We start from the raw sequence: 26,691 nt of genomic DNA on the forward strand, positions 1-26,691 counted from the left end.
ATGCGCTTGCCCTCATTTAGCTGCAAGCCACTACCACCGCAACTACCGGCATAATGCAAACTACACACCGTCGTGCGGATTTGATTCCCATAACATCATCATTCTGTTCAGCACTTGCAAAGGGGGGTAAAAAAACATTGTTTGGGATATCTTGTGCTTTAGCAGTACCACTAAGCAAAAAGAGGCTAGCTAGTAGAAATAAAACGTTGAATGTGCGCATTTTTAGGCGTCCTTGTAGAGAATATATCCTCAAAATTAGAGGTTATGTACGCTCCATATCAGCCAATAATGATTCGCACGGGTTTAGCTTTAAATAAAAAACAACAATAAGCAAACAATTTATTATATAAATTGTAACAAAATGTTACAGAACTTTTGATTTTATCTATTTCAGCGGGGGGTGCTATTGTTTGATTCGTACAATGGGGGTGGGTAGAGAAAACGTCTGCCATCGTTGTGCTTACTGGGGAACAGGTAAGCTCGATGGCAGAGGATAGATCTTTCAGTGTTTAAATTAACGCTAAAATCACGCTATGTTAATGCGGATAAGTTTCTTCATTTTTTAATCAGCAATTTTCGCCCAACTATCGCGTAAGCCAACTGTCCGATTAAAAACAAGCTTTTGGGTGGTTGAATCTTTGCTATCTAGGCAAAAATAACCCATACGCTCAAATTGAAAGCCCTGCTCTGCTTCAGCTTTTGCCAATGAAGGCTCTACAAAACCATTCATTACTACCAACGATTCTGGGTTTAATGCTTCATCTATGGTTTCTGCTGCTCCGGGGTTCGGCACACTAAACAACCGATCGTATAAACGAATTTCGGCCGGTATTCCATGTTTAGCAGATACCCAGTGAATTACCCCTTTTACTTTGCGCCCATCGGCAGGATCTACGCCAAGTGTTTCAGGGTCGTAACTGCAGAAAATAGTGGTTATTTCACCATTCGCATCTTTCTCTACGCGTTCCGCTTTAATCACATAAGCATTGCGCAAACGCACTTCTTTGCCTAATACCAAGCGTTTAAATTTTTTGTTCGCCTCTTCACGGAAATCTTCGCGTTCAATGTAAAGCTCACGAGTAAATGGTACATCACGTGTGCCCATGGCTTCATTGTTCGGATGGTTCGGTGATTGCAAGGTTTCAGTTGTATCTTCAGCGAAATTTTCGATAACTACTTTTACTGGATCTAACACCGCAAGAGAACGCGGAGCATTTTCGTTGAGATCGTCGCGAATGCACGATTCTAAAATGCCCATCTCAACCATGTTATCCATTTTCGTAACACCAATTCGATGTGCGAACTCACGAATAGAGCCCGGCGTATATCCGCGGCGCCGTAAGCCCGCAATCGTAGGCATGCGCGGATCATCCCAACCACTTACGTAATTTTCGGTAACCAATAAGTTTAACTTACGTTTACTCATCACAGTGTATTCAAGGTTCAACCGAGAAAATTCAATTTGTTGCGGATGACACGGAATACTAATGTTATCCAGCACCCAATCATACAAGCGGCGGTTATCTTGGAACTCTAACGTGCACAGAGAGTGCGTAATACCTTCAAGGGCATCGGAAATACAGTGGGTAAAATCGTACATTGGGTAAACACACCACTTATCACCGGTTTGATGATGATGAACATGGCGTATGCGATAAATGATGGGATCACGCATGCACATGAACGGTGATGCCATATCGATTTTAGCACGCAGTGAGCAATGCCCTTCTGGGTATTCGCCAGCTGTCATTTTTGCAAACTCAGCTAAATTCTCAGCCACTGAAGTATCGCGATAGGGGCTATTTTTACCTGGCTCTTTCAGCGTGCCACGCAATTCACGAATCATTTCTTGCGGTGAGAAATCAACATAGGCCAGGCCTTTTTCGATAAGCTCAACAGCAAAACCATGGAGAGCATCAAAGTAATTTGATGAATACCGCTCTTTCCCTTCCCACTCATAACCTAACCAGCGCACATCTGCTTTAATTGCGCTCACATATTCCATGCTTTCTTTGAGTGGGTTGGTATCATCAAAGCGCAGATTACAGGTGCCTTGATAATCATCAGCAATGCCAAAATTCAATACAATCGATTTCGCATGGCCAATGTGTAAATAGCCGTTTGGCTCAGGCGGAAAGCGTGTGTGTACTGCACTATGTTTACCCGATGCCAAATCCTGATCGATGATCTTACGAATAAAATTGTTTGAGCGAGAGGCGCTTTCGGCCATTCAGATATACTCCAAAATCTATCATGCTTAAATCGTTAGATGCTATTTTGCAGCGGTAACCTTACTGCCAGCATCACGTTATAAAATGGCCGTTATGATCGCAATATTATGCGCAGCTTACAAGCCGAAAAAACGAAGATATCGGCGCATTTGCTGCTGCCCCTCTGCCAAACTCATAGGTTTAAAGCGAATCTTGGCTCCGGGCATGCATTGCGCGAGGCGAAAACCATCGAGCGGGAGTATATTCCCAAGCTTTGGATAACCACCAAGGGTTTGCCGATCCTCTAACATGATAATCGGTTGGCCGTTTGCCGGCACTTGCACCGCACCGTAACTTACCCCTTCAGAAAGGAAACTCTTATTCGGCGTAACAATAGCAGGCCCTTCCAAACGCGCCCCCATACGGTTACTGTTTTGGCTTAGGCTATAGGTGCTGTGCCAAAGGGTTTGCCACGCTTCTTTGCTAAAATCTTGCTGCTGATAGCCCGGTATAAGATTTAATACGATGTCTTGGCTAATTTCTGGCAAGTATTGCATAGGTATTTCGCGGCTAATTGGCTCTTCCGGCAAATGCCCACAAGGCAGCTCATCGCCGGCCTTCAAAGCGCCACCATTACCATCTAAACCGCCAAGTTGATCTCGTTGCACAGTTGCTCTGCTGGCCAACACAGGCTGTGTTTGAAAGCCCATACTCACCGCTAAGTACGCACGAAAGCCATAACGCGGCGTACCAAACTTGAGGCGATCCCCTTGCCGCACCCAAAAACTCCGCCATGGTGGCTGCGGTTCACCGTTCAGTGTTAGGTTTAGATCGCCGCCCGTTACCGCCACCATTATCTGTGTTCGTGATTCGAGCTCTAAACCACCGGCGGTAACTTCAATCAGCGCCGCATCGGGATCATTATCCAATAGCCGGTTGGCCCAACTTGCCGATTTAGCATCAAGTGGGCCACCTCGGGTAACACCTAAATGTTGATAGCGAAGCCTGCCGGTATCTTGCAACAAACTGAGAATACCGCCTTTTAAAACGCGAAAACCGGTCATACGGCGCCTCCTAATTGAGCTTGGTTTTTGGCTTTCGCGTGTTCATATTCCGCCTTAGATATTGCCTTGAAACGAATACGATCCCCCACTTGCACCGGAGTGAGCTCATGGTTTTTCGGCTCAAACCAAGTAAACGGGCTGTAGCCTATGATGTGCCAGCCACCTGGCGATGCCTGCGGATAAACGGCCGTTTGTGCTTCCGCAATACCAACACTGCCAGCCCCAATATTTTTGCGTGGGTTGGCTAATCGTGGAAGTTGCAAGGCCTTATCTAATGCGCCTAGATATGCAAAACCCGGTGCAAAGCCGAGCGCATAAACTTGGTAATCTCGGCCACTATGCCGCGCAATCACTTCGTTGCGCGCTAAGCCGGTTTGCTCACAAACAAACGCCATATCGTTTTCCGCAACGTTATCATCAAGCTCGTAGTAGTAAATAGGAACCTCAACCAATTTACCTGGGGCACCTGAATCGGCCGACCACGGGCTGCACAACCATGGTGTATCGCTCGCTATGGTATTCAACACCTGCTCTAAATCGTAGGTGCCAATAGCTCGAGGCTCGTAATACACAAGTAAACTGGCATACGAGGGCACAACTTCGTAAACCACATCGTTTAATTCCGCAATAATCTGAGCGCGCAGGCTTGCTAAAAACCCTGGCATACAGGGATCGAGCTGTTCGCCGAACTGCATGAGAACCGCATCTACCCCAGCATGAACGAAGGTTGGTTCCGGCCGTTTTGAGTTCTCTGCAACCTCACCCGCAATTTTTTCAGCGCCAAGGCTATTTGCATTTGATTTTGCATCACTACTCATGAAAATTCCTTGCCGTTGCGAATACGCTTAACCGCATCTAAAGCCTCTGGCGTATCACCATGCACGCATAGCGTATCAACCTGAATCGCGATTGTTTTGCCATTGATGCTGGTAACGGTTCCCGTTTGCGCAAGCTGCAATGCCTGCTTATGCATTGCGGCCACATCATGAATAACTGCTTTAGGCTCGCTGCGAGGCACGAGGGCGCCAGTATCGGTATACGCGCGATCAGCAAAGGCCTCAAACCACAAGTTGATCCCCTCGTTCGCGGCCATCGTTTGCCAGTGTTGCACATTCTCTTGGGCTAACATCACTAAGGGTAACTTATCATCGAATGCTTTTATGGCACGCAAAATAGCCATAAAGGTAGCATCATTACGTAACATATCGTGATAAAGCGCTCCATGGGGTTTCACATAAGCAATTGCGGTATTTTTCGCGCGGCAAAAACCATCTAGGGCCGCCATTTGGTATAACACAGTAGCTTCTACTTCTTGTGCGCTTAACGCCATTGAGCGGCGGCCAAACCCGAGTAAATCTGGATAGGCCGGGTGCGCCCCGATTTTTACCTTGTGGTTTACGGCAAGCGCCACGGTTTTTTGCATGATTACAGGGTCGCCCGCATGGAAGCCGCAGGCTACATTAGCACAATCGATGTAGGGCATGATGGCCGCATCGTTACCCATTTGCCACGGCCCAAGCCCCTCACCGAGATCGCAATTTAATAGAATTCGATTATTTGCCATCGCGCTCATTGCCTTTTTGATATTTCTCGGAAAACCGCACTTGCATCAAAAAGAAGGTATAAATACCGATGCCAAGGGCAGCGATCCACATTGTTGGCCAGCCCAAATACCAAAGCCGATGCTCAAAGAAAATAGCAATGGTGCCTACCAAACCGAAGGTAGTGAGCGCCGTAGCGGCGTAAGTGCCGAATACAGCGCCTTTTTGCACTGCATCTATACGCATTAAGCCCGCAATTGTACCTAAAATTATCCCCCAAGCAATTGGGTTAAAGGCTTGATACCAGTTCAAGCCTGTACTTGCGATTAAACGCAATAAATCTTGTGGATCAGAAAGCAGTAGCAGCAAACCTATGGGCGCTGTTACTAACGCAATTATTCGTTGTATGTTCATGTTTTATCCATGCTGTTGAGCCTATGGCAGATAATGCCAGATACGAAATCAGAAACAAACCATAACCAACATTGATCTCGCGCAATAATGAGATTTAGTGAAGCGTCATAATGTACCCAGTTACCAACTGGAGAAACATTATGAAAACTAAATTATCGCTAATCGCTATCGCCCTTTCTGCCTTTGCAGCCACTCCTGCCATGGCTGATTTTTCTATTAATGTTGGCGCAATTAGCGTGATGCCCGATGAGAGCAGCAGCAATTTAAACGTGATTGAGGATGTTGCCGGCCTGCCAGCGGGCTCCACCTCTGTTGGCGTGAATAATAATACCCAGCTGGGCCTTACTTTTGATTATAAATTCAATGATAACTTTGGCTTACAGCTTATTGCCGCCACACCATTTAGCCACAACTTAAAAGTAAAAGGTTCAGCTATTGATGGGCTCAATATTGGTAAAACCAAACATTTACCACCTACTTTAATGGCACAATACCACTTTACCCAGCATGCTACGTTTCAACCTTTCGTGGGCATTGGCTTGAACTACACCACATTTTTCGATGAAAAAGTAAGTGGTGACCTTGAAGGTGCGTTAATTGATTTAGATGTTACCACGGCTAGCGATGATGTGAGCTTGAGCCTTTCTGAATCATGGGGCCTCGCGTTACAAGCTGGTTTTAACTACGAGCTCAATGAAAAAATGGGCATTCACTTCATGGTAAGTAAAATAGCGATTGATACTACCGGCAATGTAAAAGTGAATGGCAACACTGTGCAAAGCGTAAATGTAGATATCGACCCGCTCGTAGCCATGCTTGGATTTCGCTGGAAAATATAAAGCCGAAGTTAACTGTTTGTAAGTAACATGTAACTAACGAAAAAGCGCCGAGCAAATATTTTGTTCGGCGCTTTTAGATTTAAATCATTGCTATAAATCGTTCAGAAACTTGAGAATACGCTGGTTAACGAGCTCTGCTTGCTCTAAATGTGGTGTATGCCCGGCACCTTCAACGGTAAGAAAATCAACTACGTAGGCATCGGCTTGCACGCCCTCGGAATAACTATAGGGCACTACCGCATCTTGCGTGCCCCAAATCAATAGCGTTGGTTGCCGCTGTTCTTTTGTTGTTCGGTAATACGCGGGGTGATTCTCGGTTGTAAACGCGTAAAACGACGAGGTTAATGCTTGTGTGAAACCACGAAAGGTTAACTGGGCATCGTAAGCCGTTTGCATTGCTGCAGAATCTTCCTCAGATAAATATGGCGCGGCTATGCTTTGTTGTATGGTTGGCACGTAGAAACCAGATAGCATGTAGTAGCCGATTCGCTCAGGCATGGGTGGTGGCTGCAACGGCTGGTGCAAGGGCGCAATAAGAATATTGCCCGCAACCCGTTGCGGGTGGTTTGCGGCCGTGCGCATCACTACCGCGCCTCCCATAGATAACCCCGCCAACACCACTGGCTCTTGAATATCTAAAGCATCGAGCAATTCTATGAGCTGTTTCTCGAACACGGCACCGGTGTATTGCACGCGAGGCCGATCGGAGTAACCGCGGCCGAATAAATCATAACGAAGAACTCGGTATCCGGCGCTTTCCAAGGCCCGGTATGTGCCGCCCCAGATCGCCATTGGAATACTGAAACCGTGCACAAGTACCACCACAGGCGCATTTTCCGGGCCGGCTATTTGGTAATGAGTGTAGCCATCGGTGAGTTCAACAAAATCGCCAGGCGCTTGCGCTCGAGTTTCCACGTTTAAACGTTGCGATTCTACAAAATTCTTTTGGTGGGCAATAAATACATAAGCTAATACCGCCAATAACAATAGCACCAAGCCAATGCCAAACCATTTTAAAACTCTCATTCATTTTCCTTTTTGAAGTTCACTAGGCGTTTTTTAAGGCTCACTTTATAGGGGAAGGCACTCTTTACAGGGAAAGGCTCACTTCCCTAGCGAAATCATGCCTTGCAGATAATCTGCGGCTTGCCCAGTAAGAACAACTCGGCTGCTATTTTGCTCATCAGTAACCACCTCACAGTGAACAATACCACCTCGCTCGGAAAGCTGAGCGCCCACGAGCACTTTTTTCTTGAGCTTATTCGCCCAAAAAGGCGCTAATTCGCAATGGGCGGAACCAGTTACTGGATCCTCATTCACATTTAGCTTTGGAAAGAAGCAACGGCTTACGAAATCATGGGTATCGCCGGGTGCTGTAATAATCACACCACGGCCATCAAGTTGCGCCAACGCCGCAAAATCCGGTTTTAATTTTGCAACAAGAGCTTCCGATTCAAGCTCCACAATATAATCATAGGCGGCTACTACATTCGCGGCCGTTATACCTAACCCATTCAATAGTGCAGGCGGCACATTTACCACAGGCTCTGGCATGGAAGCGGGGAAATTCATGCTAAGGCCATGCTCGCTTTGCTGAACGCGCAATTCACCACTTCTCGTGCGAAATACAATTTCAGGCTTGTTGTAATTTAAATGCTTAAACAACACATGCGCTGTGGCTAGCGTTGCATGCCCACACAAATCTACTTCCGCTTTTGGCGTGAACCACCGCAATCGAAATTCAGCCCCTTCACTCACGAAAAATGCCGTTTCTGATAAGTTATTTTCTTCCGCTATTTTTTGCAGTAAGGAATCTTCTGGCCAGCCGCCAAGTGGGCACACCGCTGCCGGATTTCCGCCGAATACATGATCAGTAAACGCATCAACTTGGTAGAGCTTTATATCCATAATTTCCTCACGTAACGGGTATGCTTATCCCATTTTCATCACGATTTTCAATGGTAGCCGCTTTATCAAAAACGCCAACGGGCGCCATGGCCAACCTGGCACATAAGCGATTTTTTTCTCTTTATCAATGGCTTGCACCATAGCTTTAACACCAGGAACAGTATCGCACATAAAGGGCGTATTTTTTACCTTCTCATTGATTTCAGAGCGAATAAAGCCCGGCATAATGCAGCTCACAGCAATAGGCGTGCCACTGCGCAACATATCGGCGCGAATACCTTCCGTTAAGTTCACTAACGCTGCCTTGCTGGCGGCGTAAGCGCCTAAAGCTCGAGGCATACCACGTAAGGCACTAATCGATGAGATGGTTACTAAATGGCCGGCGTTTTGCGCACGGAAGATTTCTAACGCCGCTTCACACTGAGCGAGTGCGGCAATAAAATTGGTTTCTGCGGTGAGTTTATTATATTTAAATAATCCTGTTCCGAGTGAACCACCCTTGCCCATACCGGCGTTTACAATCACGCGATCAAGGCCACCGAACTCATCTTTAAATTCGTTAAACACCCGAAAAACGGCATCGTGATCATTCACATCAAGCGCTTTCAAGCTCACTTTTACATTCGGGTAGTTTTCCGCAATTTCGTTTTTTAGTGCTTCCAAGCGCTCTACTCGCCGTGCACATAGGGCTAAATCATGGCCCTTGACCGCAAATTGGCGCGCCATTTCTTCGCCAAGCCCAGAGCTTGCTCCAGTAATTAAAATACGTTTACGCATATATTATTTTTCCTAGTTATTCTGCTGTATTGCTATTCTTTTGTGTTTTTATTTGGCGCTCGCCGCTTGTGTGCAATGTGGCTTAGCGATAGCTCAATAAGTGTTGATAACGGCCGGTAACATGGTGATGTTCGTTCAAACTCAATAACCGCGGCGCTTGCTCGGGTTTGTACAAAAACCGGCTTAACCCTGAATTCACCAACCGTGCGTTAATTTCCATCATTTGCGCCGAAGGCATGCCCAAGCTGCCCATTGTTGTAAGTGCAATTGGCCCACCTGAGGTGATCACGGCGATACGCTTGTGTTCAGAAAGCTCAGCCAAGCTTTGCCATGCCGCTTTCACTCTTGCCACAAAATGCTGCCATGGCTCTTGATATTCAGTATCGTAAGCGCCTGATTGCCAACGTGTTACGGCTTTCATAAAGAGCCCAAGCACTTCTGTTTCGCTGATATTGGGCTTACCATCAGGGCTAAATAATTCTTGCAGTTTTGGTTCATCGTTCGCCAATGCTTGCATCACCGCCCGATGATCAAATTCGTTCCAAAACGGCTGTTCAATAACGTCTAGCGGCCTAGTATAGCCTTGCAAAAAGGCTTCCGCACTTTGCTGATGCCGCTTCAGGCCACCCCGCACTAAAATATCAAAATGTTCTTCCTGGCTATTCAGCACCGCACCTAAATGCGTAAGTTGCTCAACACCCAAGGGCGACAGTTGATCGTAATCTGCGGCACCAAATGAAGCTTGGCCATGGCGAATTAAGGTTACCAGAGCCATATTAACCTCGCTGTGCGCGCATTAGCTTACGGCAACGGCGATGGAGGTAATGCACAACAAACCAAAAATTCTTAAATGCCGGATTCTGCGTTTGCTTATGGTGATATCGATAATAAATTTGTTGCGCAATCACGGATAAGCGAAATAAGCCGAATACCTGATAGAAGGTGATATCGATTTTCCCCAAGCCCATTTTTTCACAGTAATAGGCCACTACTTCATCGCGGCTAAGCATTCCTTTTAAGTGTGTGGGTTGCCGGCGAGTCGCTTTCGCTACGCGATCATCATCCGCCTGAACCCAGTAGGCTAGTAAGTTGCCAAGCTCTACGAGCGGATCGCCAATGGTGGCTAATTCCCAATCTAACACCGCTAAAATTTCGGTTGGATCATCCGGATTCAGCACTAAATTATCGAACCGAAAATCATTGTGGGTAACACACAACACTTCCTGATTTGGCTTATTTGCTTCCAGCCAACGCATAATTTTCTTACCCGAGGGCACGTTCCAAGTTTTTGCTTTGCTGTAGCGCTGATTCCAACCAGCAACCTGGCGGTCAATGTAACCCTCGCCTTTGCCGATAGAATCAAGCCCGGCCTCAATGTAATTTACTTTATGCAAGGCAATTAACTGATCTAACATATTGGTGCATAATGTTCGCACCTGCGCCTCGCTCAACGCCAAATCACGCGGCATATTTTTGCGCGGAATAATACCTTCAACCCGTTCCATCACATAAAAATCAGTACCGATTAAACTGGTATCTTCGCAGTAGCCCAACATGTTCGGCACCACCGGGTAGTGTTTCTTCAACATTAATTGAATATCATGTTCCCGTTGCATGTTGTGCGCTGATTTCGCCTTGGTGCCCGCGGGCGGGCGGCGTAATATTAAATCAGCATTGCTGTAAGCTAAACGGTAGGTCCAGTTCGATGCACCACCGGGAAACTGCGTTAGTTCCGGTTCGCCTTCAATCTCTGGGCGCTTCGATTTAATCCAAGCATCTACCGCAGCTACATCAAAGGATTCTTGCTCTCGTACAGCAACACCTGTATCGATAACCGTTGGTTTACTCATGATTTATCCTGTCGATATTTTTTTAGTTCTTGCCGCAACACCGTGGCTTGATGCACTTCATCGGGGCCATCGGCTAGGCGCAGCGCGCGCGCCATTGCGTAGAAACCAGTGAGTATATAATCATGGCTCAAGCCGCCGCCACCGTGTATTTGCATGGCGTCATCTACCACATTCTGTAACACCGTGGGCACTACCGCTTTAATACCGGCGATTTCACTCGCCGCTGCCCGAACCCCAGCAGAATCAATTACGTTGGCAGTATACATGGTATAAAGCCGGGCCTGGTCGATTGCCATTCTGTGTTTCGCCACCCGTGTGCCGTTATCACCAAGCTTCAGCAGCGGCTGGCCAAATGCTACTCGGCTCATGCCACGGGTAATCATCAGCTCTAACGAACGCTCGGCTGCGCCTAGTGCACGCATACAATGGTGTATCCGGCCTGGCCCTAAACGCCCTTGCGCAATCGCAAACCCTGCCCCTAGCTTACCAATTACATTACTCTTGGGCACCCGCACATTATCGAAACTCACTTCACCATGGCCATACGGCGCATCGTAATCGCCAAATACGCTAAGCATGCGCTCAATGGTAACACCTGGGGCATCGAGCGGCACCAAAACCATACTGTGGCGTTGATGGCGATCCGCATCAGGATCGGTTAACCCCATAACTATCGCTACTTTCGCATTCGGATGCCCAAGCCCAGTAGACCACCACTTCCTGCCGGTAATCACTACCTCATCACCATCAGCAACGATGCGAGTTTCCATGTTAGTAGCATCAGAGGAAGCTACCTGCGGCTCTGTCATACCGAACACGGAACGAATTTCACCGCGCAACAAAGGTTTTAGCCAAGTATCTTTTTGAGCTTCTGTTCCGAAGTGATACAACACTTCCATGTTACCGGTATCTGGCGCATTACAATTAAAAATTTCCGGGGCAATAATGCTGCGCCCCATTTCTTCTGCCAACGGCGCGTATTCACTGGTAGAAAGGCCCGCGGCTAGATCGGCATCCGGTAAGAATAAGTTCCATAATCCTGCCTCGTGAGCTTTCGCCTTAAGCGCTTCGATTTGTTCAGGCACCTGCCACTCGCGCCAATTACCATGGCCGTGTGTTTGTGTAACTTCTGCCAATATTTCGGCTTCTAGTGGATAAACATGCTCTTTCATGAAGGCTTGCACGCGGCTCAAATACTGCTGCGAACGTTCTGATAATCCAAACATGGCGATTCTCCTAAAAATAAGTGGCTACATCCTACGAATTTTCTTAACATGAATGAAGTGAAAGTTATTTAAGGTATTACATGAATCAAATTCACTTTAATCAGCTCAGTAAAATCGATTTAAATTTGTTGCGGGTTTTAGTAGCCATTCACCGGGAACGGCAGCTGGCAAGAGCGGCTACCGAACTATCCCTTACGCCATCGGCAATTAGCCATGCTTTGCGCCGCCTGCGCGATATTTTTGACGATGAGCTGTTTGTTCGCAGTGGCCGGTACTTACGCCCTACGGCGCTATGCGAAAAGCTGGCACCGGAATTAAATGAGGTATTAGCGCGGATGCAAGGCTTGCTAAGCCGAGGCGTAAACTTCAGCCCTGCCACTACCCAACGCGTATTTCGGATTGGTATGCCTGAAGCCATTGAAGCCGAGCTTTATCCACGCTTGTATCGGCAATTTCAACATGCGGCTCCGAACGCTAAGTTTGAGAGCTTGGCTGTGCCTCATGCGCAGATTGGTGATTACTTATTAAATCGAAAAGCCGATGTGGTAGTTGATGTTGCCATCGCCGCTCGCGCACCCGTTATGCAGAGGCCTCTGCTAAAAGAGCCTTTTGCAGTGCTTAGTAGAGAGCAAGATAAGAATCAGCTTACTCAAGCCCGCTACCTTGCCAGCAAACACATTGCTGTATCTACCCGAGCACGGGGTTCTGTGCTGGAAGATCTTTTACTGAAAGAATTAGGCGTAGAACGCGACATACTTGCGCGTGTGCAAAGTTATCAAACTGCAGCGCAATTGGTAAGCCAAACGGGCGCCCTACTCACGTTGCCCGAACGCATCGCTAAACAGTTGGTAACGCAATATAATTTACGCAACTGGCCCATGCCGATCGATGTTCCGGCTACGCGCTTACAACTTTATTGGCATTCTGCCTATCAGCATGATCCCGCGCTGAGCTGGTTATTAGCGGAGTTCGATGGCATTGCGAGCGATTCGTTTTAAATAGTTACATTTAGTTACACTTTTTATGATTGCGATTTGTTTACTTTTTTCGCTACCCGACTAAGCTACTCAGTATAGTATTTAACTAAATAGCAAAATAAGGCCTAGTATGGGATTCATCAGTGTGCTTAAGAAAGCCAAAATCGCTTCACCAATCATTGCCGGATTATTCCTGCTTAGCATGCCTGTTTCAGCAACTTTAGCTGCATCCGAAACGCGGGGAAGTGATAACAACGAAGTGAAAGCCGAAAAGCTTTGTGAAGATGGCTCCTGTGAGCCTCACATTGCTATGCTCCACCGCTTAGCGCGTTATGGTTATCAGGATGCTCAAGCTGTTCTTGGGGTAATGTATATATCAGGCGATGGTGTTGATAAAGATGTGGAACACGGTGTTACGCTCATACAGTTGGCAGCGAAGCGCGGCGGCGCAATGGCCATATTAGCGCTTTCGAAATGGCATCGCGAAGGCTTATATGTTGAACAAGATATAGTGAGAGCAAATGAGCTTCTCGATAAAGCAGTTGAACTAAACTATCCCCCTGCTAAATATCAAAAATCATTATATTTGTTTGCGAGCGAAGATGAACAATCTATTCATGAGGCGAATGAATTATTAGAAGCGGCCGCTCGTTGGGGTTCACCGCCCGCAATGTTTCTGCTTGCTCGTATGAAGCTTCTTGGGGAGTGGGTTGAATATGATTTAGCGGGCGCATCGAATTTACTGGCGCGGCTAAGCCGTGAAGGCCACGAGGGTGCTCGCGCATTATCGCGGCAGTTAATTACGCAAATCGAACAAGAAGCACAAGAAAATGCAACAATTGATAAAGAAACACTCGAAGTTGCGGAACGTTTAGAGCGGTTCACTAACATAGAGCGTATTCGAGTTACGCCACTATCCTTCGGTAGAACACATTCAGCGGTATCTGACATAACCTTCGAGATGGACCGAACCTTTAATCGTGGCAGTTTGTCACGAATAAGAACGCAGCCCTGTAGCTTCGCAATGGGCTGTGTAAGTGTGCAGCCAAGCAATCGGCACGGAAGCATTGTAGATATGCTCTCAGATCCAACGCAATAACCTTTAATCAGCAAAGCGAGTATCGTGCGTAGAAATAAAAAACGCTTCCCTGAGGAAGCGTTTTTATTGGGTGCGCCTTGCGTATGTACCTTGCAAGGAAACTTAGCTCAGCTACACGAGCTGATTACCAACCTGTTTTCTCACGTAATGCTTTACCGATATCGGCAAGGCTACGTACAGTTTTTACACCAGCAGCTTCAAGCGCTGCAAATTTCTCATCAGCAGTACCTTTACCACCAGAGATAATCGCACCAGCATGGCCCATACGCTTACCTGGAGGCGCAGTAACACCAGCAATGTAAGAAACCACAGGCTTAGTTACATTCGCTTTAATGTACTCAGCTGCTTCTTCTTCTGCAGTGCCACCGATTTCACCGATCATTACGATAGCTTCGGTTGCTGGATCTTTTTCGAACATCTCAAGGATATCGATAAAGTTAGAACCTGGAATTGGATCGCCACCAATACCAACACAGCTTGATTGGCCGAAGCCTTCATCTGTGGTTTGCTTAACTGCTTCGTAAGTAAGGGTACCAGAACGAGAAACGATACCTACTTTACCTGGCTTGTGAATGTGGCCTGGCATAATACCAATTTTACATTCACCTGGTGTGATAACACCTGGGCAGTTAGGGCCGATCATGCGAACGCCCTTGTGCGTTAGGTACTCTTTCACATAAAGCATATCCAGCGTAGGGATACCTTCAGTAATACATACAATCAGTTCGATGCCGGCATCAGCAGCTTCGATGATTGAATCCTTACAGAAAGGTGCAGGTACGTAGATAACGGATGCCGTTGCACCAGTTTCTGCCACTGCTTCTTTCACGGTATTGAATACAGGTAAACCTAAGTGCGTTTGGCCGCCCTTACCTGGGGTTACGCCGCCAACCATTTGCGTTCCATAAGCAATAGCTTGCTCAGAATGGAAGGTGCCTTGGCCGCCAGTGAAACCCTGACAGATTACTTTGGTGTCTTTATTAATCAGGATGCTCATTATTGACCTCCAGCCGCAGCAGCTACAACTTTCTGAGCTGCGTCAGATAAGCTGGTAGCAGCTTCAATGTTCAAACCGCTTTCCGCTAGCTTCTCTGTACCAAGTTCAGCGTTGTTACCTTCAAGGCGCACAACAACTGGCACTTTAACGCCAACTTCTTCAACAGCACCAATGATACCTTCAGCGATCATATCGCAACGAACGATGCCACCGAAGATGTTCACGAATACGGCTTTAACGCTCTTATCCGATAAGATGATTTTGAATGCTTCAGAAACGCGCTCTTTGGTAGCACCGCCACCAACATCTAGGAAGTTCGCTGGCTCGCCACCGCTAAGCTTAACGATATCCATTGTGCCCATCGCTAAGCCAGCACCGTTAACCATACAGCCGATGTTGCCATCAAGTGCTACGTAGTTAAGTTCAAATTTGGCAGCATGCGCTTCACGTGAATCTTCTTGCGAAGGATCGTGCATTTCTTTGATTTTAGGCTGACGGTAAATCGCATTGCTATCGATGTTAATTTTGCCATCTAAGCAATGTAGGTTGCCTTCATCAGTAATTACCAATGGGTTGATTTCTAACAGCGCGAAATCGTACTGTTCGAACATTTTAGCTAAACCTAAAAAGATTTTCGTGAACTGCTTCACTTGATCTGGGTTTAAGCCCAATTGGAATGCTAAATCACGGCCTTGGTAAGGCTGTGCACCAACAGTTGGGTCGATGATCGCTTTTAAGATTTTTTCCGGGGTTTCTTCTGCAACTTTCTCAATTTCCACGCCGCCTTCAGTAGAGGCCATGAAAACGATCTTACGTGTTGCACGGTCTACTACCGCACCGAGATAAAGTTCTTTATCGATATCGGTGAGGCTTTCAACCAAAATTTTTGCAACCGGTTGGCCGTTTGCATCAGTTTGATAAGTAACTAGGTTCTTACCAACCCAGTTATCTGCGAATGCGCGTACTTCATCTAGGGAAGAAACCAGTTTTACACCACCAGCTTTACCACGTCCACCAGCGTGAACCTGACATTTAACTACCCATTTGTCGCCGCCAATTTTCTTGGCTGCTTCTACGGCTTCATCAGCAGTGTCTACCGCGTATCCTTCAGATACTGGTAATCCAAACTCTCTGAAAAGCTGTTTTGCTTGATACTCATGCAAATTCATTATGCTTATTCCGTTTGTTCATTCAAAACGAAAGCAGCCGAGGCTGCTTACCCGAATTTTCGCGCGAGATTATACAGTTTCCGCACTCAAAATGACAGCGGTAGCCGAAAATGGCTACCGCCGATTGCTTTTAGATATCCAGCAATAAACGCTGAGGATCTTCGAGCAGGTTTTTCACGGTAACTAAGAAGCCTACCGATTCTTTACCATCAATAATTCGGTGATCATAAGACATCGCCAAATACATCATTGGTAGAATTTCAACCTTGCCATCAATCGCCATTGGCCGATCTTGGATTTTGTGCATCCCCAAAATCGCGCTTTGTGGCGGATTCAAAATTGGTGTTGAGAGCAGTGAGCCAAATACACCGCCGTTCGTGATCGTGAAGTTACCACCTTGCATTTCATCCATGGTTAACTTGCCATCACGGCCTTTCAACGCCAATTCTTTAATACCTGCTTCAATCTCAGCCAAGCTTAGCTTATCGCAATCACGTAACACTGGTGTAACTAGGCCACGTGGCGTTGATACCGCAATGCTAACATCGAAGTAATTGTGATAAACAATTTCATCACCATCAATTGATGCGTTCACTTCTGGGAAGCGTTTTAATGCTTCAACAACAGCTTTCACGTAGAAAGACATGAAGCCTAGGCGAATGCCATGGCGTTCTTCAAATTCTTTCTGGTACGTTTTCCGTAGATCCATGATTGGCTTCATGTTCACTTCGTTAAACGTGGTTAGCATGGCTGTTGAGTTTTTCGCTTCTAGCAAACGCTTCGCAATAGTTTTGCGCAAACGTGTCATGGCCACACGTTTTTGTGTGCGATCACCACTAACAGCAGCTGGTTTGCTTTCAGATTTACTTTCTGTTTTGCTTTCCGATTTCTTCTCACCCGCTGATTTCACATGCTTTTCAACATCTTCTTTAGTGATTCGGCCATCTTTACCAGTGCCTTTTACATCACTAGCACTTAAATCATTTTCAGCCAACAAACGACGCACAGAAGGGCTTACCGCATCGGCATCTTTATCAGAGCCGCTTTCGTCTTTGCTTTCTGACTTGCTCTCTGATTTACCTTTTGCATTATCTTTTGATTTGGCAGCGCCGCCTTTCACGATCTTACCAATCACATCATGAGCGCCTACGTTTGCGCCTTCATCATGAATGATCTCACCAAGCACGCCATCAGCTTCCGCAACCACTTCCAAAACAACTTTGTCAGTTTCGATATCAACCAAGTTCTGATCGCGGCTTACACTATCGCCTGCTTTTACATGCCAAGCCGCAATTGTTGCTTCCGATACCGATTCCGGTAACTCAGGCACTTTCACTTCAATTTCTTCACCAGAAGCTTCGCTTGAATCGTCTTCTGATTCTTCTTCTGAATCGTTATCCGCTTCTTCGGTGGTATCTTCGTCCGCCGATTCATCAGCAGCATCTGATTTTTCTTCTTTCTTTGATTCTTTCTTGTCGTCAGAATCAGAACTCTCAGCAGCATCACCTTCTTCAATGCTGCCAATCACTTCTTGAGTTTTAACCGTTGCGCCCTCTTCCGCAGAAATCTTACCGATCACGCCGTCGGCCTCTGCAACAACTTCGAGTACAACTTTATCGGTTTCGATATCTACCAGGTTTTGGTCACGGCTTACTTTATCGCCTTCCTTAACGTGCCAAGTTGCGATAGTGCCATCCGCTACGGATTCCGGTAATTCTGGTACTTTGATTTCAATCGCCATGATTTCATCTCACCTGTTAAATACTTAACGCTTCGTTAACGAGTTTTTCTTGCTGTTCTTTATGCACCGCTGCGTAACCTACCGCAGGTGATGAAGAAGCAGCCCTTCCGGCATATTGCAGTTTGGCACCATCAGGAATCGCTTCCCGGAAATGATGCTGGCTGCAATACCAGGCGCCTTGGTTCTGCGGCTCTTCCTGACACCAAACAAAGTCTTTTACATGTTGGTAATCTTTCAGAACTTCTGCCATTTCTTCATGCGGGAACGGATAAAGTTGTTCCACTCGAATAATAGCAACATCAGTTTTCTCGCTATCACGGCGAGCTGATAATAAATCGTAGTAAACTTTACCACTACAGAACACGACGCGTTTTACTTTTTTCGAATCAAGGTCATCGATTTCACCGATAACATTTTGATACTTACCAATCGCCAACTCATCCAGGCTTGAAACCGCATCAGGATGGCGTAATAACGATTTCGGTGTCATCACAATCAACGGCCGACGTACCGGACGAAGTTGTTGACGACGAATCATATTGAATACTTGCGCCGGCGTTGTGGGAACACAAACTGACCAGTTATGATCTGCCGATAGCTGTAAGAACCGTTCTAAACGAGCCGAACTATGCTCTGGGCCCTGACCTTCATAACCATGAGGCAACAATAAAGTTAAACCACATAAGCGGCCCCACTTCTGCTCACCGGAGCTTAGGAACTGATCAATTACAACTTGCGCACCGTTGGCAAAATCACCAAACTGCGCTTCCCAAATCACCATGGTGTTCGGTTCAGCCGTTGCGTAACCATATTCAAACGCCATAACCGCTTCTTCCGATAATACCGAATCGTAAATTTCTATCGGCGCTTGATCTTTATCAATGGCTGTAAGCGGTAAGAATGTGGCCGCATCTTTTTGATTATGCAATACCGAATGGCGATGGAAGAATGTTCCCCGACCGCAATCTTGGCCTGTCATGCGAATCCGGTGGCCCGCTTTAACTAATGAAGCGTACGCCAGTGTTTCTGCCATACCCCAATCGAGTTTGCGATCACCTTTTGCCATTTTGGCGCGTTCTTCATAAACTTTGCCAACACGCGCATTCAATTTAAAATCTTCTGGCACGTGGCTTACTTTTTCGCCAAGTGTTTGCAGTTCATCTTTGGAAATGCTGGAATCATAATCAACATCCCACTCATTACCAATAAACGGGCTCCAATCAACCGAATGAGCTTTCATCGGCTGCCATTCATCAACAACGCAATCACCCTTATCTAAGGCATCGCGGTAATCAGAAACTAACTGCTTAACATCATCTTCTGTGATTACTTTTTCATTCAATAATCGCTTGGCATAAATTTCACGCGGCACTGGGTGCTTTTTAATCTTCTGGTACATCAGCGGCTGCGTTGCATTTGGCTCATCTGCTTCGTTATGGCCATGGCGGCGATAACATACCAAATCGATCACTACATCACGCTTGAAGGTGTTGCGATAATCAATAGCCAGCTGCGATACAAACATTACCGCTTCTGGGTCATCGGCATTCACGTGGAAGATGGGCGCCTGAACCATTTTTGCAATATCCGTACAATATTGCGTAGAGCGTGCATCTTCTCGCTTAGAAGTAGTAAAACCAACTTGGTTGTTTACTACAATGCGGATGCTACCACCTACTTGGTAAGCACGTGTTTTCGAGAGGTTGAAGGTTTCTTGCACAACGCCCTGACCGGCAATAGCTGCATCGCCGTGAATCGTGATAGGTAACGCTTGGCTTCCATCTTTGCACCCGCGGCGGTCCATGCGCGCACGCACCGAGCCGATAACTACAGGGTTTACAATTTCTAGATGTGATGGGTTAAAAGCAAGTGCAAGGTGAACATTACCGCCTTCCGTTTCAAAATCGGATGAAAAGCCCATATGATATTTCACATCACCGGCTTTATCGGTTGTGTTTTTACCCGCGAATTCATCGAACAATTGATTCGGGTGTTTACCCATTACATTAATTAGAAGGTTCAAGCGGCCACGGTGAGCCATGCCGATAACAACTTCTTTCGCGCCTTGTTTTCCTGCACGGCGAATAAGAGATTTCATCAGCGGTACAAGTGCATCACCACCTTCTAACGAAAAGCGTTTCGCGCCCGGAAACTTCGAACCAAGATACTTCTCAAGGCCATCCGCTGCTACCAGCTCTTTTAACGCTTTCTTGCGCTCTTCATCTGAGAACTTAGGTTTACCAAGTTGCGATTCCAAACGTTGTTGTATCCACCGTTTTTCTTCGGTATCTACAATGTGCATGTATTCGGCACCGATAGGGCCGCAATAAATAGCTTCTAACGCTTGATGAATATCTTTTAACTTCGCGGTATCTTTACCGATAACCAAAGAGCCAACATTGAACTCTGTGTCCATGTCTTCTTTGGTTAGGCTATGAAACTGTGGGTCGAGATCTTGCACAGTTGCTTGCTTCCATAACCCGAGAGGATCGAGCTGGGCATGCTGATGCCCGCGAAAGCGATAGGCATTAATAAGTTGCAATACGCGTACTTGCTTTTCGGCTATTTCCGAATTAGCCGCACTTGAACCAGCTTGCTTCAGCTTTTGTTTCGCTGCTTCGCGAAATTGCTCGCGTATTTCACTATGTTTAACGTCGGTTGCTAAACCTTCACGGGGTAAACTATCGAATAGCTCGCGCCATTCCGAAGGTATAGCTTCGGCGTCATCTAAATACAGCTCAAATAGTTCTTCTATATAAGCTGCGTTTCCTCCAGAAAACTGCGAGGACTCAATCCAGGCTTGCATTGCGCCTTCTTGCATTGCTTTTCCTTTCACTGGTTTGAACTGCGAAAAAACAGCAGATACGCGTTGATAAAAAAGGTTTCTTTTTTAAAAAAATAGCCATCCGTAGCGGGATGGCTATCTTAACAACTCACCACTACTATATCAGAAAACCTGCGGTTTCGCTAAACCGCGCGGCTCAGTAGCATTGATTTAATGTGCCCAATAGCCTTGGTAGGGTTTAAACCCTTCGGGCAAACGTTAACGCAGTTCATGATGCCATGGCAACGGAACACGCTAAACGCATCGTCTAGATCATCTAAACGCTCTTCAGTTGCAGTATCACGGCTATCTGCAAGGAAGCGATAAGCATGCAGTAAGCCCGCTGGGCCCACAAACTTATCAGGATTCCACCAGAAAGACGGGCACGAGGTTGAACAACATGCGCACAAAATACACTCGTACAAACCATCCAACTTTTCGCGCTCTTCTGGGCTTTGCAAACGCTCGCGCGCCGGTGGCGTTTTATCGTCGTTGATTAGGTATGGCTTCACTTTTTCGTATTGCTTGTAGAACTGTGTCATGTCTACAATCAAATCACGAATAACCGGCAAACCAGGTAGCGGGCGCACTACGATTTTATTCGCTTTTAACGACGATAAACTCGTAATACATGCTAAGCCATTTCTGCCATTGATGTTAAAACCATCAGAACCACAAACACCCTCGCGGCATGAACGGCGGAACGATAGGCTTGGGTCGATTTCTTCCTTAATCTTGATGAGTGCTTCAAGCACCATCATATCTTGGTCGTCCTTCAGCTCTAACGTGTAATCCTTCATATGTGGCTTTTTATCCACTTCAGGGTTGTAACGATAGATCGAAAATGTAATTTTTTTCATCGTTTGAACCTTTTAGTAAGTGCGCGCTTTCGGCGGGAACGCCTCGCGCAGCTTAGGCGCCATATTAACTTCGCGATTCACCATAGATTGTGATTCAGGGCGATACACTGTGTGTACCAACCATTTCTTATCATCACGCTCTGGGAAATCGGCACGGCTGTGAGCTCCACGGCTTTCTTCCCGATAACTTGCTGATACGGCCGTCGAATATGCCGTTTCCATAAGATTATCAAGCTCTAAGCATTCAATACGCGTAGTATTGAAATCCATACTCGTATCATCTAAACGTGCATGATCTAAACGCTCGCGAATCTCACGAAGTTCCTGCAAACCATCTTTCATTGCATCGCCTTCACGGAATACCGAGAAGTTCATTTGCATGCAGTTTTGCAAATCTTTGCGGATTTTGAACGGGTCTTCACCCTTCTGCGTGTTGTTCCAGCGATTAACGCGTGTCATGGCAGCATCTACATCAGAAGCTGAAGCATCACGTGCTTCTGTGTTAGCGGCTAAGGCGTCGGCTAAGTGTAAGCCCGTTGCACGGCCAAATACCACTAGATCAAGAAGTGAGTTACCACCTAGGCGGTTTGCACCGTGCACGGATACGCACGCGATTTCACCACAGGCAAACAAACCTTGAATTGGCGATGTTTTACCGGTTTCATCTACCTGCAAACATTGGCCATTCACGTCGGTAGGAATACCACCCATCATGTAGTGACACGTTGGGATTACTGGAATTGGCTCTTCTGCTGGATCGACGTGAGCAAAGGTTTTCGCCAAATCACAAACACCTGGCAGGCGTGATTCCAAAGTTTCACGGCCCAAATGATCGAGTTTCAGTTTAATGTGTGGGCCCCAAGGACCATCACAACCACGGCCTTCGCGAATTTCTGTCATCATGGCGCGCGCCACAACATCACGGCCGGCCAAATCTTTCGCATTCGGCGCATAACGCTCCATGAAACGCTCGCCATCTTTATTCAATAGATAGCCACCCTCCCCTCGGCAACCTTCTGTTACCAAAGAACCTGCACCTGCGATGCCGGTTGGGTGAAATTGCCACATTTCCATATCCTGTAAAGGAACGCCTGCACGCAACGCCATACCAACACCATCACCAGTATTGATGTGTGCGTTCGTGGTAGAGGCATAAATACGGCCCGCACCACCGGTCGCTAAAATCACAGCCTTCGCTTTGATATGGAATACTTCGCCACTTTCGATATCCAGAGCCGTTACCCCGGTAACCGCGCCATCTTGGTTTTTAACCAAATCTAGGGCGTACCATTCAGAGAGAACGGTTGTTTTGTTTTTAACGTTTTGTTGGTACAGCAAATGTAACAACGCGTGGCCGGTACGGTCAGCTGCGGCCGCAGTACGTGCCGCCTGCTCGCCACCAAAATTTTTCGATTGGCCACCGAATGGGCGCTGGTAAACCCGGCCATCTTCAAAACGAGAAAATGGTAAGCCCATGTTCTCAAGTTCTAAAATAGCTTCTGGACCAGTTTTACACATGTATTCGATAGCATCTTGATCACCGATGTAATCAGAACCTTTTACCGTATCGAACATGTGCCACTGCCAATCATCTTCGTGTGCGTTACCCAAAGCTACGGTAATACCGCCCTGCGCAGATACTGTGTGCGAGCGCGTTGGGAATACTTTCGACATGAGCGCGCAGCTCATGCCATTTTCTGAAATCTGCAATGCAGCGCGCATACCCGCGCCACCAGCGCCGATAACTACTGCATCAAATTGAAGTTCTTTCATGTTGCTCACTTAAACACCCCACAATACGAACAAACCAGTGAACCAGTACGCTAGTAGAGCAATCACAAAAATAAGCTGAATGATACCGCGTAGAAGAGAGTGCTTCACATAATCAGTGAGAACTTGCCAAATACCAATCCAGCCGTGAATCAGCAGACCAGTAAGCGTAAGTAATGTGAAGATTTTCATGCCAAGGTGGCTGAATAATGTTACCCACTCGGAATAACCCACTCCAGGGTTGCTTACGAGCCAAGCCACTAAAAAGATTGTATAGGCCAACATTACTAGTGCCGACGCACGAACTAAAACGAAATCGTGCGTGCCACTGCGGCCAAAGGTGGATGCTATTTTTACCATAACCAAACTCCTGCCAAGATTGCGAGTACAACTCCACCAGCGATCACTAATACTGCTGAGTTTCTACCAGATTCTTTTTCTTCACCGAACCCTAAATCCATGAAGATATGGCGAATACCAGCTAGTAAGTGATAGCCAAGTGCGGCTAAGAAGCCCCAAACAAGGAAGCGCACGATTGGATGCGCAAATACTGCCTGCGCTTCGGCAAATCCTTCTGGAGAGGTTAACGATTTTGCGAGTAGCCAAACCAATAGGCCGACTAACACCAACATAATTACACCAGATACACGGTGCAAAATGGAGGATATCGCTGCGGGTGGGAAGCTGATCGTGCTCAGCTCCAGGTTAACAGGTCTTTGTTTTTTCACAACTGTTTGCCTTATCTGAAAACTCTGTTGAAATCAGTGCCCTCAAGTATATCTATCGTGGCACACAATTACAATTACTCGCTGCGGTTAAATCTGGTTCAGGTGAAATGTTGAAACCCTGTAAAAATATGGCTTGCAATCGAACTAATGGAACAACATTTAGACTAAAGTAGTAAGTTCGTATTATTCCTCATCCATTATGCTAATCCTTACGTAAAATTGACAAACTACCCTTGGATCAAGTAAAACTAGCGCACTTTTTTCAGACCTCTTGCACCGAATAAAAGGAGATTTCCATGGCTGAGCGTAAAGCCACTATTCAAATCGATGGCAACAGTATCGAGCTGCCGGTTCTTTCAGGAACCGCCGGTCACGATGTAATAGATGTACGGACCTTAGGCAAGCACGGCTACTTCACTTTCGACCCTGGCTTTCTCGCTACTGGCTCTTGTGAATCGAAAATCACCTATATCGATGGTGAAAATGGTGTTTTATTGCACCGCGGTTATCCGATTGATCAACTAGCTACTGAAGCAGATTATTTAGAAGTGTGCTACATGCTCATTCACGGCGAAGCGCCTACTTCTGAAGAATATGCAGAGTTTAAAGACACTATTACTAACCATACTATGGTGCATCAGGGTATTCATGAGTTCTTCGGTGGTTTCCGCCGCGATGCTCATCCAATGGCGATGCTCTGCGCGGTAACGGGCGCATTATCTTCGTTTTACCATGATGATTTGAACATTGCTGATTCTGAACAACGGGTTCGCAGTGCCTATCGTTTGATTGCGAAAATCCCAACAATTGCAGCCATGTGTTACAAGCACAATGTAGGGCAGCCTTTTGTATATCCGAAAAATACATTGAGCTATTCAGAAAACTTTTTGAATATGATGTTCTCGGTGCCGGCTGAAGATTACGAAATCAATCCGGTTGTAGCCAAAGCAATGGACCGTATCTTCACTCTGCATGCGGACCATGAACAAAACGCGTCTACCTCTACTGTACGTTTAGCCGGTTCGTCTGGTGCCAACCCTTATGCGTGTATCGCGGCTGGTGTGGCATCTTTGTGGGGCCCAGCTCACGGCGGCGCAAATGAAGCGTGTTTGAAGATGTTAGCGCAAATCGGCACGGTTGATCGCATCCCAGAATTCATTGCGAAAGCGAAAGACAAAAACGACCCATTCCGTTTAATGGGCTTTGGCCACCGCGTATACAAAAACTTCGATCCACGTGCGAAAGTTATGCGTGATACTTGCCATGAAGTATTGAGCGATTTAAACATTAACGATCCGTTGCTTGATGTGGCGATGGAACTAGAGCGTATCGCTCTGGAAGACCCATACTTCGTAGAGAAAAAACTATATCCGAACGTAGATTTCTACTCGGGTATCATTTTGAAAGCGATTGGCATTCCAACCAATATGTTCACCGTAATTTTCGCGTTGTCGCGCACGGTAGGCTGGATTTCACATTGGCACGAAATGCTAAGTGAAACGAGCCAGAAGATTGGGCGTCCTCGTCAGCTATATACTGGCGAAGCACAGCGTGAATTTTCTGCTATTAAGAAATAACTTCATTGCACCTTAAAAAACCGCGTAGCGATATTCTCGTTACGCGGTTTTTTATGTTTTTTAATTAATAAATCCCTCTAGGTATCCTGAAGCTTGCCGATAATAAATCCTGGTGTCATCATATATTCATTACTAGAAAAGCCGAGGAAGCTATCTACCCATGCCTGTTATTTTGCATTGGCCTATACCCGCCATTAAAGAGCTACAATCCGAAGGGCTTGCCATCACCTATGCGCCCGGAAAAAAGGGAAAGATATCCATAGGCTTAATAAATTTAATGCCGAATCATGCAGAAACAGAGCGGCATTGGCTCCGCCTCTTCGCCAAATTAAAGGATACTGTGGATTTACATTTCATCCGCTTATCCTCATGGCGGCCAGACACTGCCGATATTAAGCACCTTCGGGCGCTCTATCAACCGCTCACTCTGGAAAGTGATTTTGATGGCTTGGTGATTACGGGTGCACCGCTCGGGCATAAGGAATATGAGCAAGTTCCCTATTGGGATGAATTGAAAGAAATCTTTGATATGAGCTCCTATTACGCTACAAGCACATTATATTCATGCTGGGCAGCCAATGCAGCGTTGCACCATTTTTACAACATTCCTCGCCGGGTGCGCGCACGCAAAATTAGTGGTATCTATCAGCATCGTATTGTGCGGAGGCACCCATTAATTGAACACATGGAAGCCGGCGTACAATTTCCACATTCCCGCTTTGCCGAGGCTCGGCAAACGCAACTTTTTGCCCACCCAGAAGTTCGGGTGTTAATGCAAGCACCAAACGCAGGTGCTTTTTATGCAGTTGATGAACCCCGCCGGCGCGCCTATATTTTTGGCCATCCTGAATACGAAGCTGATACCTTACAAAAAGAATTTAAACGAGAATTTGAAAAAGGAATGGAACCACTACCACCGGAATACTACTTCGTGGATAACGAAACCTTTGAATTGCCCTTACCGCATTGGCAGGATGACGGCAGCACCTTAATTCAAAATTGGATAAATCACTGGCTAAAATAAATCCCAAACTAGGCCCGGTAGTGAGAAAGCCGATTATGCTGAGGCCAGTAGTGCTTAGGCTGGATGCAGGGCCCTGCGGTGTATGCTCTTCATCAA

Annotated in this window: 24 protein-coding genes; 5 read left to right on the forward strand and 19 right to left on the reverse strand. The window is 46.5% G+C overall.

All coding sequences use genetic code 11. The features are described 5' to 3' along the window. Window positions 1–562: 562 nt before the first annotated feature. From glnS to CWE08_RS11065, 5 genes are all read right to left on the reverse strand, one after another. Complete coding sequence (gene glnS / locus CWE08_RS11045; protein WP_126768251.1) at window positions 563–2,230, reverse strand: glutamine--tRNA ligase; 1,668 nt, start codon at window positions 2,228–2,230, stop codon at window positions 563–565. A gap of 117 nt (window positions 2,231–2,347) precedes the next feature. Next, complete coding sequence (locus tag CWE08_RS11050; RefSeq protein WP_126768253.1) at window positions 2,348–3,274, reverse strand: 5-oxoprolinase subunit C family protein; 927 nt, start codon at window positions 3,272–3,274, stop codon at window positions 2,348–2,350. Beyond that, window positions 3,271–4,092, reverse strand: coding sequence for a 5-oxoprolinase subunit B family protein (locus CWE08_RS11055; RefSeq protein WP_126768254.1), 822 nt, complete (start codon window positions 4,090–4,092; stop codon window positions 3,271–3,273). The genes CWE08_RS11050 and CWE08_RS11055 overlap by 4 nt, the downstream gene beginning before the upstream one ends. Beyond that, window positions 4,089–4,838 (reverse strand): 5-oxoprolinase subunit PxpA, encoded by a 750-nt coding sequence (locus CWE08_RS11060; protein WP_126768256.1) that lies wholly within the window; start codon window positions 4,836–4,838, stop codon window positions 4,089–4,091. Before CWE08_RS11060 ends, CWE08_RS11055 begins: the two co-directional genes overlap by 4 nt. Beyond that, window positions 4,828–5,229 (reverse strand): hypothetical protein, encoded by a 402-nt coding sequence (locus CWE08_RS11065; RefSeq protein WP_126768258.1) that lies wholly within the window; start codon window positions 5,227–5,229, stop codon window positions 4,828–4,830. The genes CWE08_RS11060 and CWE08_RS11065 overlap by 11 nt, the downstream gene beginning before the upstream one ends. A 140-nt stretch (window positions 5,230–5,369) precedes the next feature. Between CWE08_RS11065 and CWE08_RS11070 the strand changes: the two genes are divergently transcribed. After that, on the forward strand, window positions 5,370–6,068 hold the full coding sequence (locus CWE08_RS11070; RefSeq protein ID WP_126768259.1) for an OmpW/AlkL family protein: 699 nt from the start codon (window positions 5,370–5,372) through the stop codon (window positions 6,066–6,068). Window positions 6,069–6,158: 90 nt separating this feature from the next. On the opposite strand, the gene CWE08_RS11075 is transcribed toward CWE08_RS11070, so the two are convergent. The 6 genes from CWE08_RS11075 to CWE08_RS11100 all read right to left on the reverse strand — a co-directional run bounded on the left by CWE08_RS11075 (window position 6,159) and on the right by CWE08_RS11100 (window position 11,829). After that, entirely contained in the window at window positions 6,159–7,094 is a 936-nt protein-coding gene (locus tag CWE08_RS11075; RefSeq protein ID WP_126768261.1) for an alpha/beta fold hydrolase, read from the reverse strand. A gap of 78 nt (window positions 7,095–7,172) precedes the next feature. Further along, window positions 7,173–7,976 carry a PhzF family phenazine biosynthesis protein gene (locus tag CWE08_RS11080; RefSeq protein WP_126768263.1) on the reverse strand — a complete coding sequence of 268 codons (804 nt, stop codon included), beginning with the start codon at window positions 7,974–7,976 and terminating at the stop codon, window positions 7,173–7,175. A gap of 24 nt (window positions 7,977–8,000) precedes the next feature. After that, complete coding sequence (locus CWE08_RS11085) at window positions 8,001–8,753, reverse strand: SDR family oxidoreductase (protein ID WP_126768264.1); 753 nt, start codon at window positions 8,751–8,753, stop codon at window positions 8,001–8,003. 82 nt (window positions 8,754–8,835) lie between these two features. Continuing rightward, complete coding sequence (locus CWE08_RS11090) at window positions 8,836–9,528, reverse strand: histidine phosphatase family protein (protein WP_126768266.1); 693 nt, start codon at window positions 9,526–9,528, stop codon at window positions 8,836–8,838. A 1-nt stretch (window position 9,529) separates the two neighbouring features. After that, entirely contained in the window at window positions 9,530–10,603 is a 1,074-nt protein-coding gene (locus CWE08_RS11095) for a phosphotransferase family protein (protein ID WP_126768268.1), read from the reverse strand. Further along, a complete protein-coding gene (locus CWE08_RS11100) occupies window positions 10,600–11,829 on the reverse strand; it encodes an acyl-CoA dehydrogenase family protein (RefSeq protein ID WP_126768269.1) in 1,230 nt (409 codons plus the stop codon). The genes CWE08_RS11095 and CWE08_RS11100 overlap by 4 nt, the downstream gene beginning before the upstream one ends. Before the next feature lie 80 nt (window positions 11,830–11,909). On the opposite strand from CWE08_RS11100, the gene CWE08_RS11105 reads away from it, so the two are divergent. Both CWE08_RS11105 and CWE08_RS11110 read left to right on the forward strand, forming a co-directional pair. Continuing rightward, window positions 11,910–12,827: a LysR family transcriptional regulator gene (locus tag CWE08_RS11105; RefSeq protein ID WP_126768271.1), complete on the forward strand. Its 918-nt coding sequence runs from the start codon at window positions 11,910–11,912 to the stop codon at window positions 12,825–12,827. 124 nt (window positions 12,828–12,951) lie between these two features. Further along, window positions 12,952–13,905, forward strand: coding sequence for a tetratricopeptide repeat protein (locus tag CWE08_RS11110; RefSeq protein ID WP_157981253.1), 954 nt, complete (start codon window positions 12,952–12,954; stop codon window positions 13,903–13,905). Between the two features lie 124 nt (window positions 13,906–14,029). Here the strand turns inward: CWE08_RS11110 and sucD are convergent, their stop codons facing one another. The 8 genes from sucD to sdhC all read right to left on the reverse strand — a co-directional run bounded on the left by sucD (window position 14,030) and on the right by sdhC (window position 23,994). After that, a complete protein-coding gene (gene sucD / locus CWE08_RS11115) occupies window positions 14,030–14,902 on the reverse strand; it encodes a succinate--CoA ligase subunit alpha (protein ID WP_126768274.1) in 873 nt (290 codons plus the stop codon). Then, on the reverse strand, window positions 14,902–16,071 hold the full coding sequence (sucC, locus tag CWE08_RS11120; protein WP_126768276.1) for an ADP-forming succinate--CoA ligase subunit beta: 1,170 nt from the start codon (window positions 16,069–16,071) through the stop codon (window positions 14,902–14,904). The genes sucD and sucC overlap by 1 nt, the downstream gene beginning before the upstream one ends. A 130-nt stretch (window positions 16,072–16,201) precedes the next feature. Further along, a complete protein-coding gene (gene odhB, locus CWE08_RS11125; RefSeq protein ID WP_126768278.1) occupies window positions 16,202–17,812 on the reverse strand; it encodes a 2-oxoglutarate dehydrogenase complex dihydrolipoyllysine-residue succinyltransferase in 1,611 nt (536 codons plus the stop codon). A 16-nt stretch (window positions 17,813–17,828) separates the two neighbouring features. Beyond that, a complete protein-coding gene (locus tag CWE08_RS11130; protein ID WP_126768279.1) occupies window positions 17,829–20,633 on the reverse strand; it encodes a 2-oxoglutarate dehydrogenase E1 component in 2,805 nt (934 codons plus the stop codon). 146 nt (window positions 20,634–20,779) lie between these two features. Beyond that, window positions 20,780–21,496 (reverse strand): succinate dehydrogenase iron-sulfur subunit, encoded by a 717-nt coding sequence (locus CWE08_RS11135; RefSeq protein ID WP_126768281.1) that lies wholly within the window; start codon window positions 21,494–21,496, stop codon window positions 20,780–20,782. A 12-nt stretch (window positions 21,497–21,508) separates the two neighbouring features. Next, window positions 21,509–23,269: a succinate dehydrogenase flavoprotein subunit gene (gene sdhA, locus CWE08_RS11140; RefSeq protein ID WP_126768283.1), complete on the reverse strand. Its 1,761-nt coding sequence runs from the start codon at window positions 23,267–23,269 to the stop codon at window positions 21,509–21,511. 9 nt (window positions 23,270–23,278) lie between these two features. Next, window positions 23,279–23,626: a succinate dehydrogenase, hydrophobic membrane anchor protein gene (sdhD, locus tag CWE08_RS11145; RefSeq protein ID WP_126768284.1), complete on the reverse strand. Its 348-nt coding sequence runs from the start codon at window positions 23,624–23,626 to the stop codon at window positions 23,279–23,281. Beyond that, window positions 23,620–23,994, reverse strand: coding sequence for a succinate dehydrogenase, cytochrome b556 subunit (sdhC, locus tag CWE08_RS11150; protein WP_126768286.1), 375 nt, complete (start codon window positions 23,992–23,994; stop codon window positions 23,620–23,622). The genes sdhD and sdhC overlap by 7 nt, the downstream gene beginning before the upstream one ends. 296 nt (window positions 23,995–24,290) lie before the next feature. Between sdhC and gltA the strand changes: the two genes are divergently transcribed. After that, window positions 24,291–25,571, forward strand: a complete 1,281-nt coding sequence (gene gltA, locus CWE08_RS11155) for a citrate synthase (RefSeq protein WP_126768288.1) — start codon at window positions 24,291–24,293, stop codon at window positions 25,569–25,571. Between the two features lie 160 nt (window positions 25,572–25,731). Beyond that, window positions 25,732–26,595 carry a homoserine O-acetyltransferase/O-succinyltransferase family protein gene (locus CWE08_RS11160; protein WP_126768289.1) on the forward strand — a complete coding sequence of 288 codons (864 nt, stop codon included), beginning with the start codon at window positions 25,732–25,734 and terminating at the stop codon, window positions 26,593–26,595. Window positions 26,596–26,691: the final 96 nt, after the last annotated feature.

It is taken from the genome of Aliidiomarina iranensis (assembly GCF_003987135.1).
In the GTDB taxonomy this organism is placed as follows: Bacteria; Pseudomonadota; Gammaproteobacteria; order Enterobacterales; family Alteromonadaceae; genus Aliidiomarina; species Aliidiomarina iranensis.

Coding starts and splice junctions, on each gene's coding strand:
- CWE08_RS11135 (WP_126768281.1), bottom strand. CDS start 21,496: ATGAAAAAAATTACATTTTCGATCTATCGTTACAACCCTGAAGTGGAT.
- CWE08_RS11100 (WP_126768269.1), bottom strand. CDS start 11,829: ATGTTTGGATTATCAGAACGTTCGCAGCAGTATTTGAGCCGCGTGCAA.
- CWE08_RS11095 (WP_126768268.1), bottom strand. CDS start 10,603: ATGAGTAAACCAACGGTTATCGATACAGGTGTTGCTGTACGAGAGCAA.
- CWE08_RS11160 (WP_126768289.1), top strand. CDS start 25,732: ATGCCTGTTATTTTGCATTGGCCTATACCCGCCATTAAAGAGCTACAA.
- CWE08_RS11060 (WP_126768256.1), bottom strand. CDS start 4,838: ATGGCAAATAATCGAATTCTATTAAATTGCGATCTCGGTGAGGGGCTT.
- odhB (WP_126768278.1), bottom strand. CDS start 17,812: ATGGCGATTGAAATCAAAGTACCAGAATTACCGGAATCCGTAGCGGAT.
- CWE08_RS11080 (WP_126768263.1), bottom strand. CDS start 7,976: ATGGATATAAAGCTCTACCAAGTTGATGCGTTTACTGATCATGTATTC.
- sucC (WP_126768276.1), bottom strand. CDS start 16,071: ATGAATTTGCATGAGTATCAAGCAAAACAGCTTTTCAGAGAGTTTGGA.
- sdhA (WP_126768283.1), bottom strand. CDS start 23,269: ATGAAAGAACTTCAATTTGATGCAGTAGTTATCGGCGCTGGTGGCGCG.
- sucD (WP_126768274.1), bottom strand. CDS start 14,902: ATGAGCATCCTGATTAATAAAGACACCAAAGTAATCTGTCAGGGTTTC.
- CWE08_RS11085 (WP_126768264.1), bottom strand. CDS start 8,753: ATGCGTAAACGTATTTTAATTACTGGAGCAAGCTCTGGGCTTGGCGAA.
- CWE08_RS11050 (WP_126768253.1), bottom strand. CDS start 3,274: ATGACCGGTTTTCGCGTTTTAAAAGGCGGTATTCTCAGTTTGTTGCAA.
- CWE08_RS11065 (WP_126768258.1), bottom strand. CDS start 5,229: ATGAACATACAACGAATAATTGCGTTAGTAACAGCGCCCATAGGTTTG.
- sdhD (WP_126768284.1), bottom strand. CDS start 23,626: ATGGTAAAAATAGCATCCACCTTTGGCCGCAGTGGCACGCACGATTTC.
- CWE08_RS11055 (WP_126768254.1), bottom strand. CDS start 4,092: ATGAGTAGTGATGCAAAATCAAATGCAAATAGCCTTGGCGCTGAAAAA.
- glnS (WP_126768251.1), bottom strand. CDS start 2,230: ATGGCCGAAAGCGCCTCTCGCTCAAACAATTTTATTCGTAAGATCATC.
- CWE08_RS11105 (WP_126768271.1), top strand. CDS start 11,910: ATGAATCAAATTCACTTTAATCAGCTCAGTAAAATCGATTTAAATTTG.
- CWE08_RS11130 (WP_126768279.1), bottom strand. CDS start 20,633: ATGCAAGAAGGCGCAATGCAAGCCTGGATTGAGTCCTCGCAGTTTTCT.
- gltA (WP_126768288.1), top strand. CDS start 24,291: ATGGCTGAGCGTAAAGCCACTATTCAAATCGATGGCAACAGTATCGAG.
- CWE08_RS11070 (WP_126768259.1), top strand. CDS start 5,370: ATGAAAACTAAATTATCGCTAATCGCTATCGCCCTTTCTGCCTTTGCA.
- CWE08_RS11075 (WP_126768261.1), bottom strand. CDS start 7,094: ATGAGAGTTTTAAAATGGTTTGGCATTGGCTTGGTGCTATTGTTATTG.
- CWE08_RS11090 (WP_126768266.1), bottom strand. CDS start 9,528: ATGGCTCTGGTAACCTTAATTCGCCATGGCCAAGCTTCATTTGGTGCC.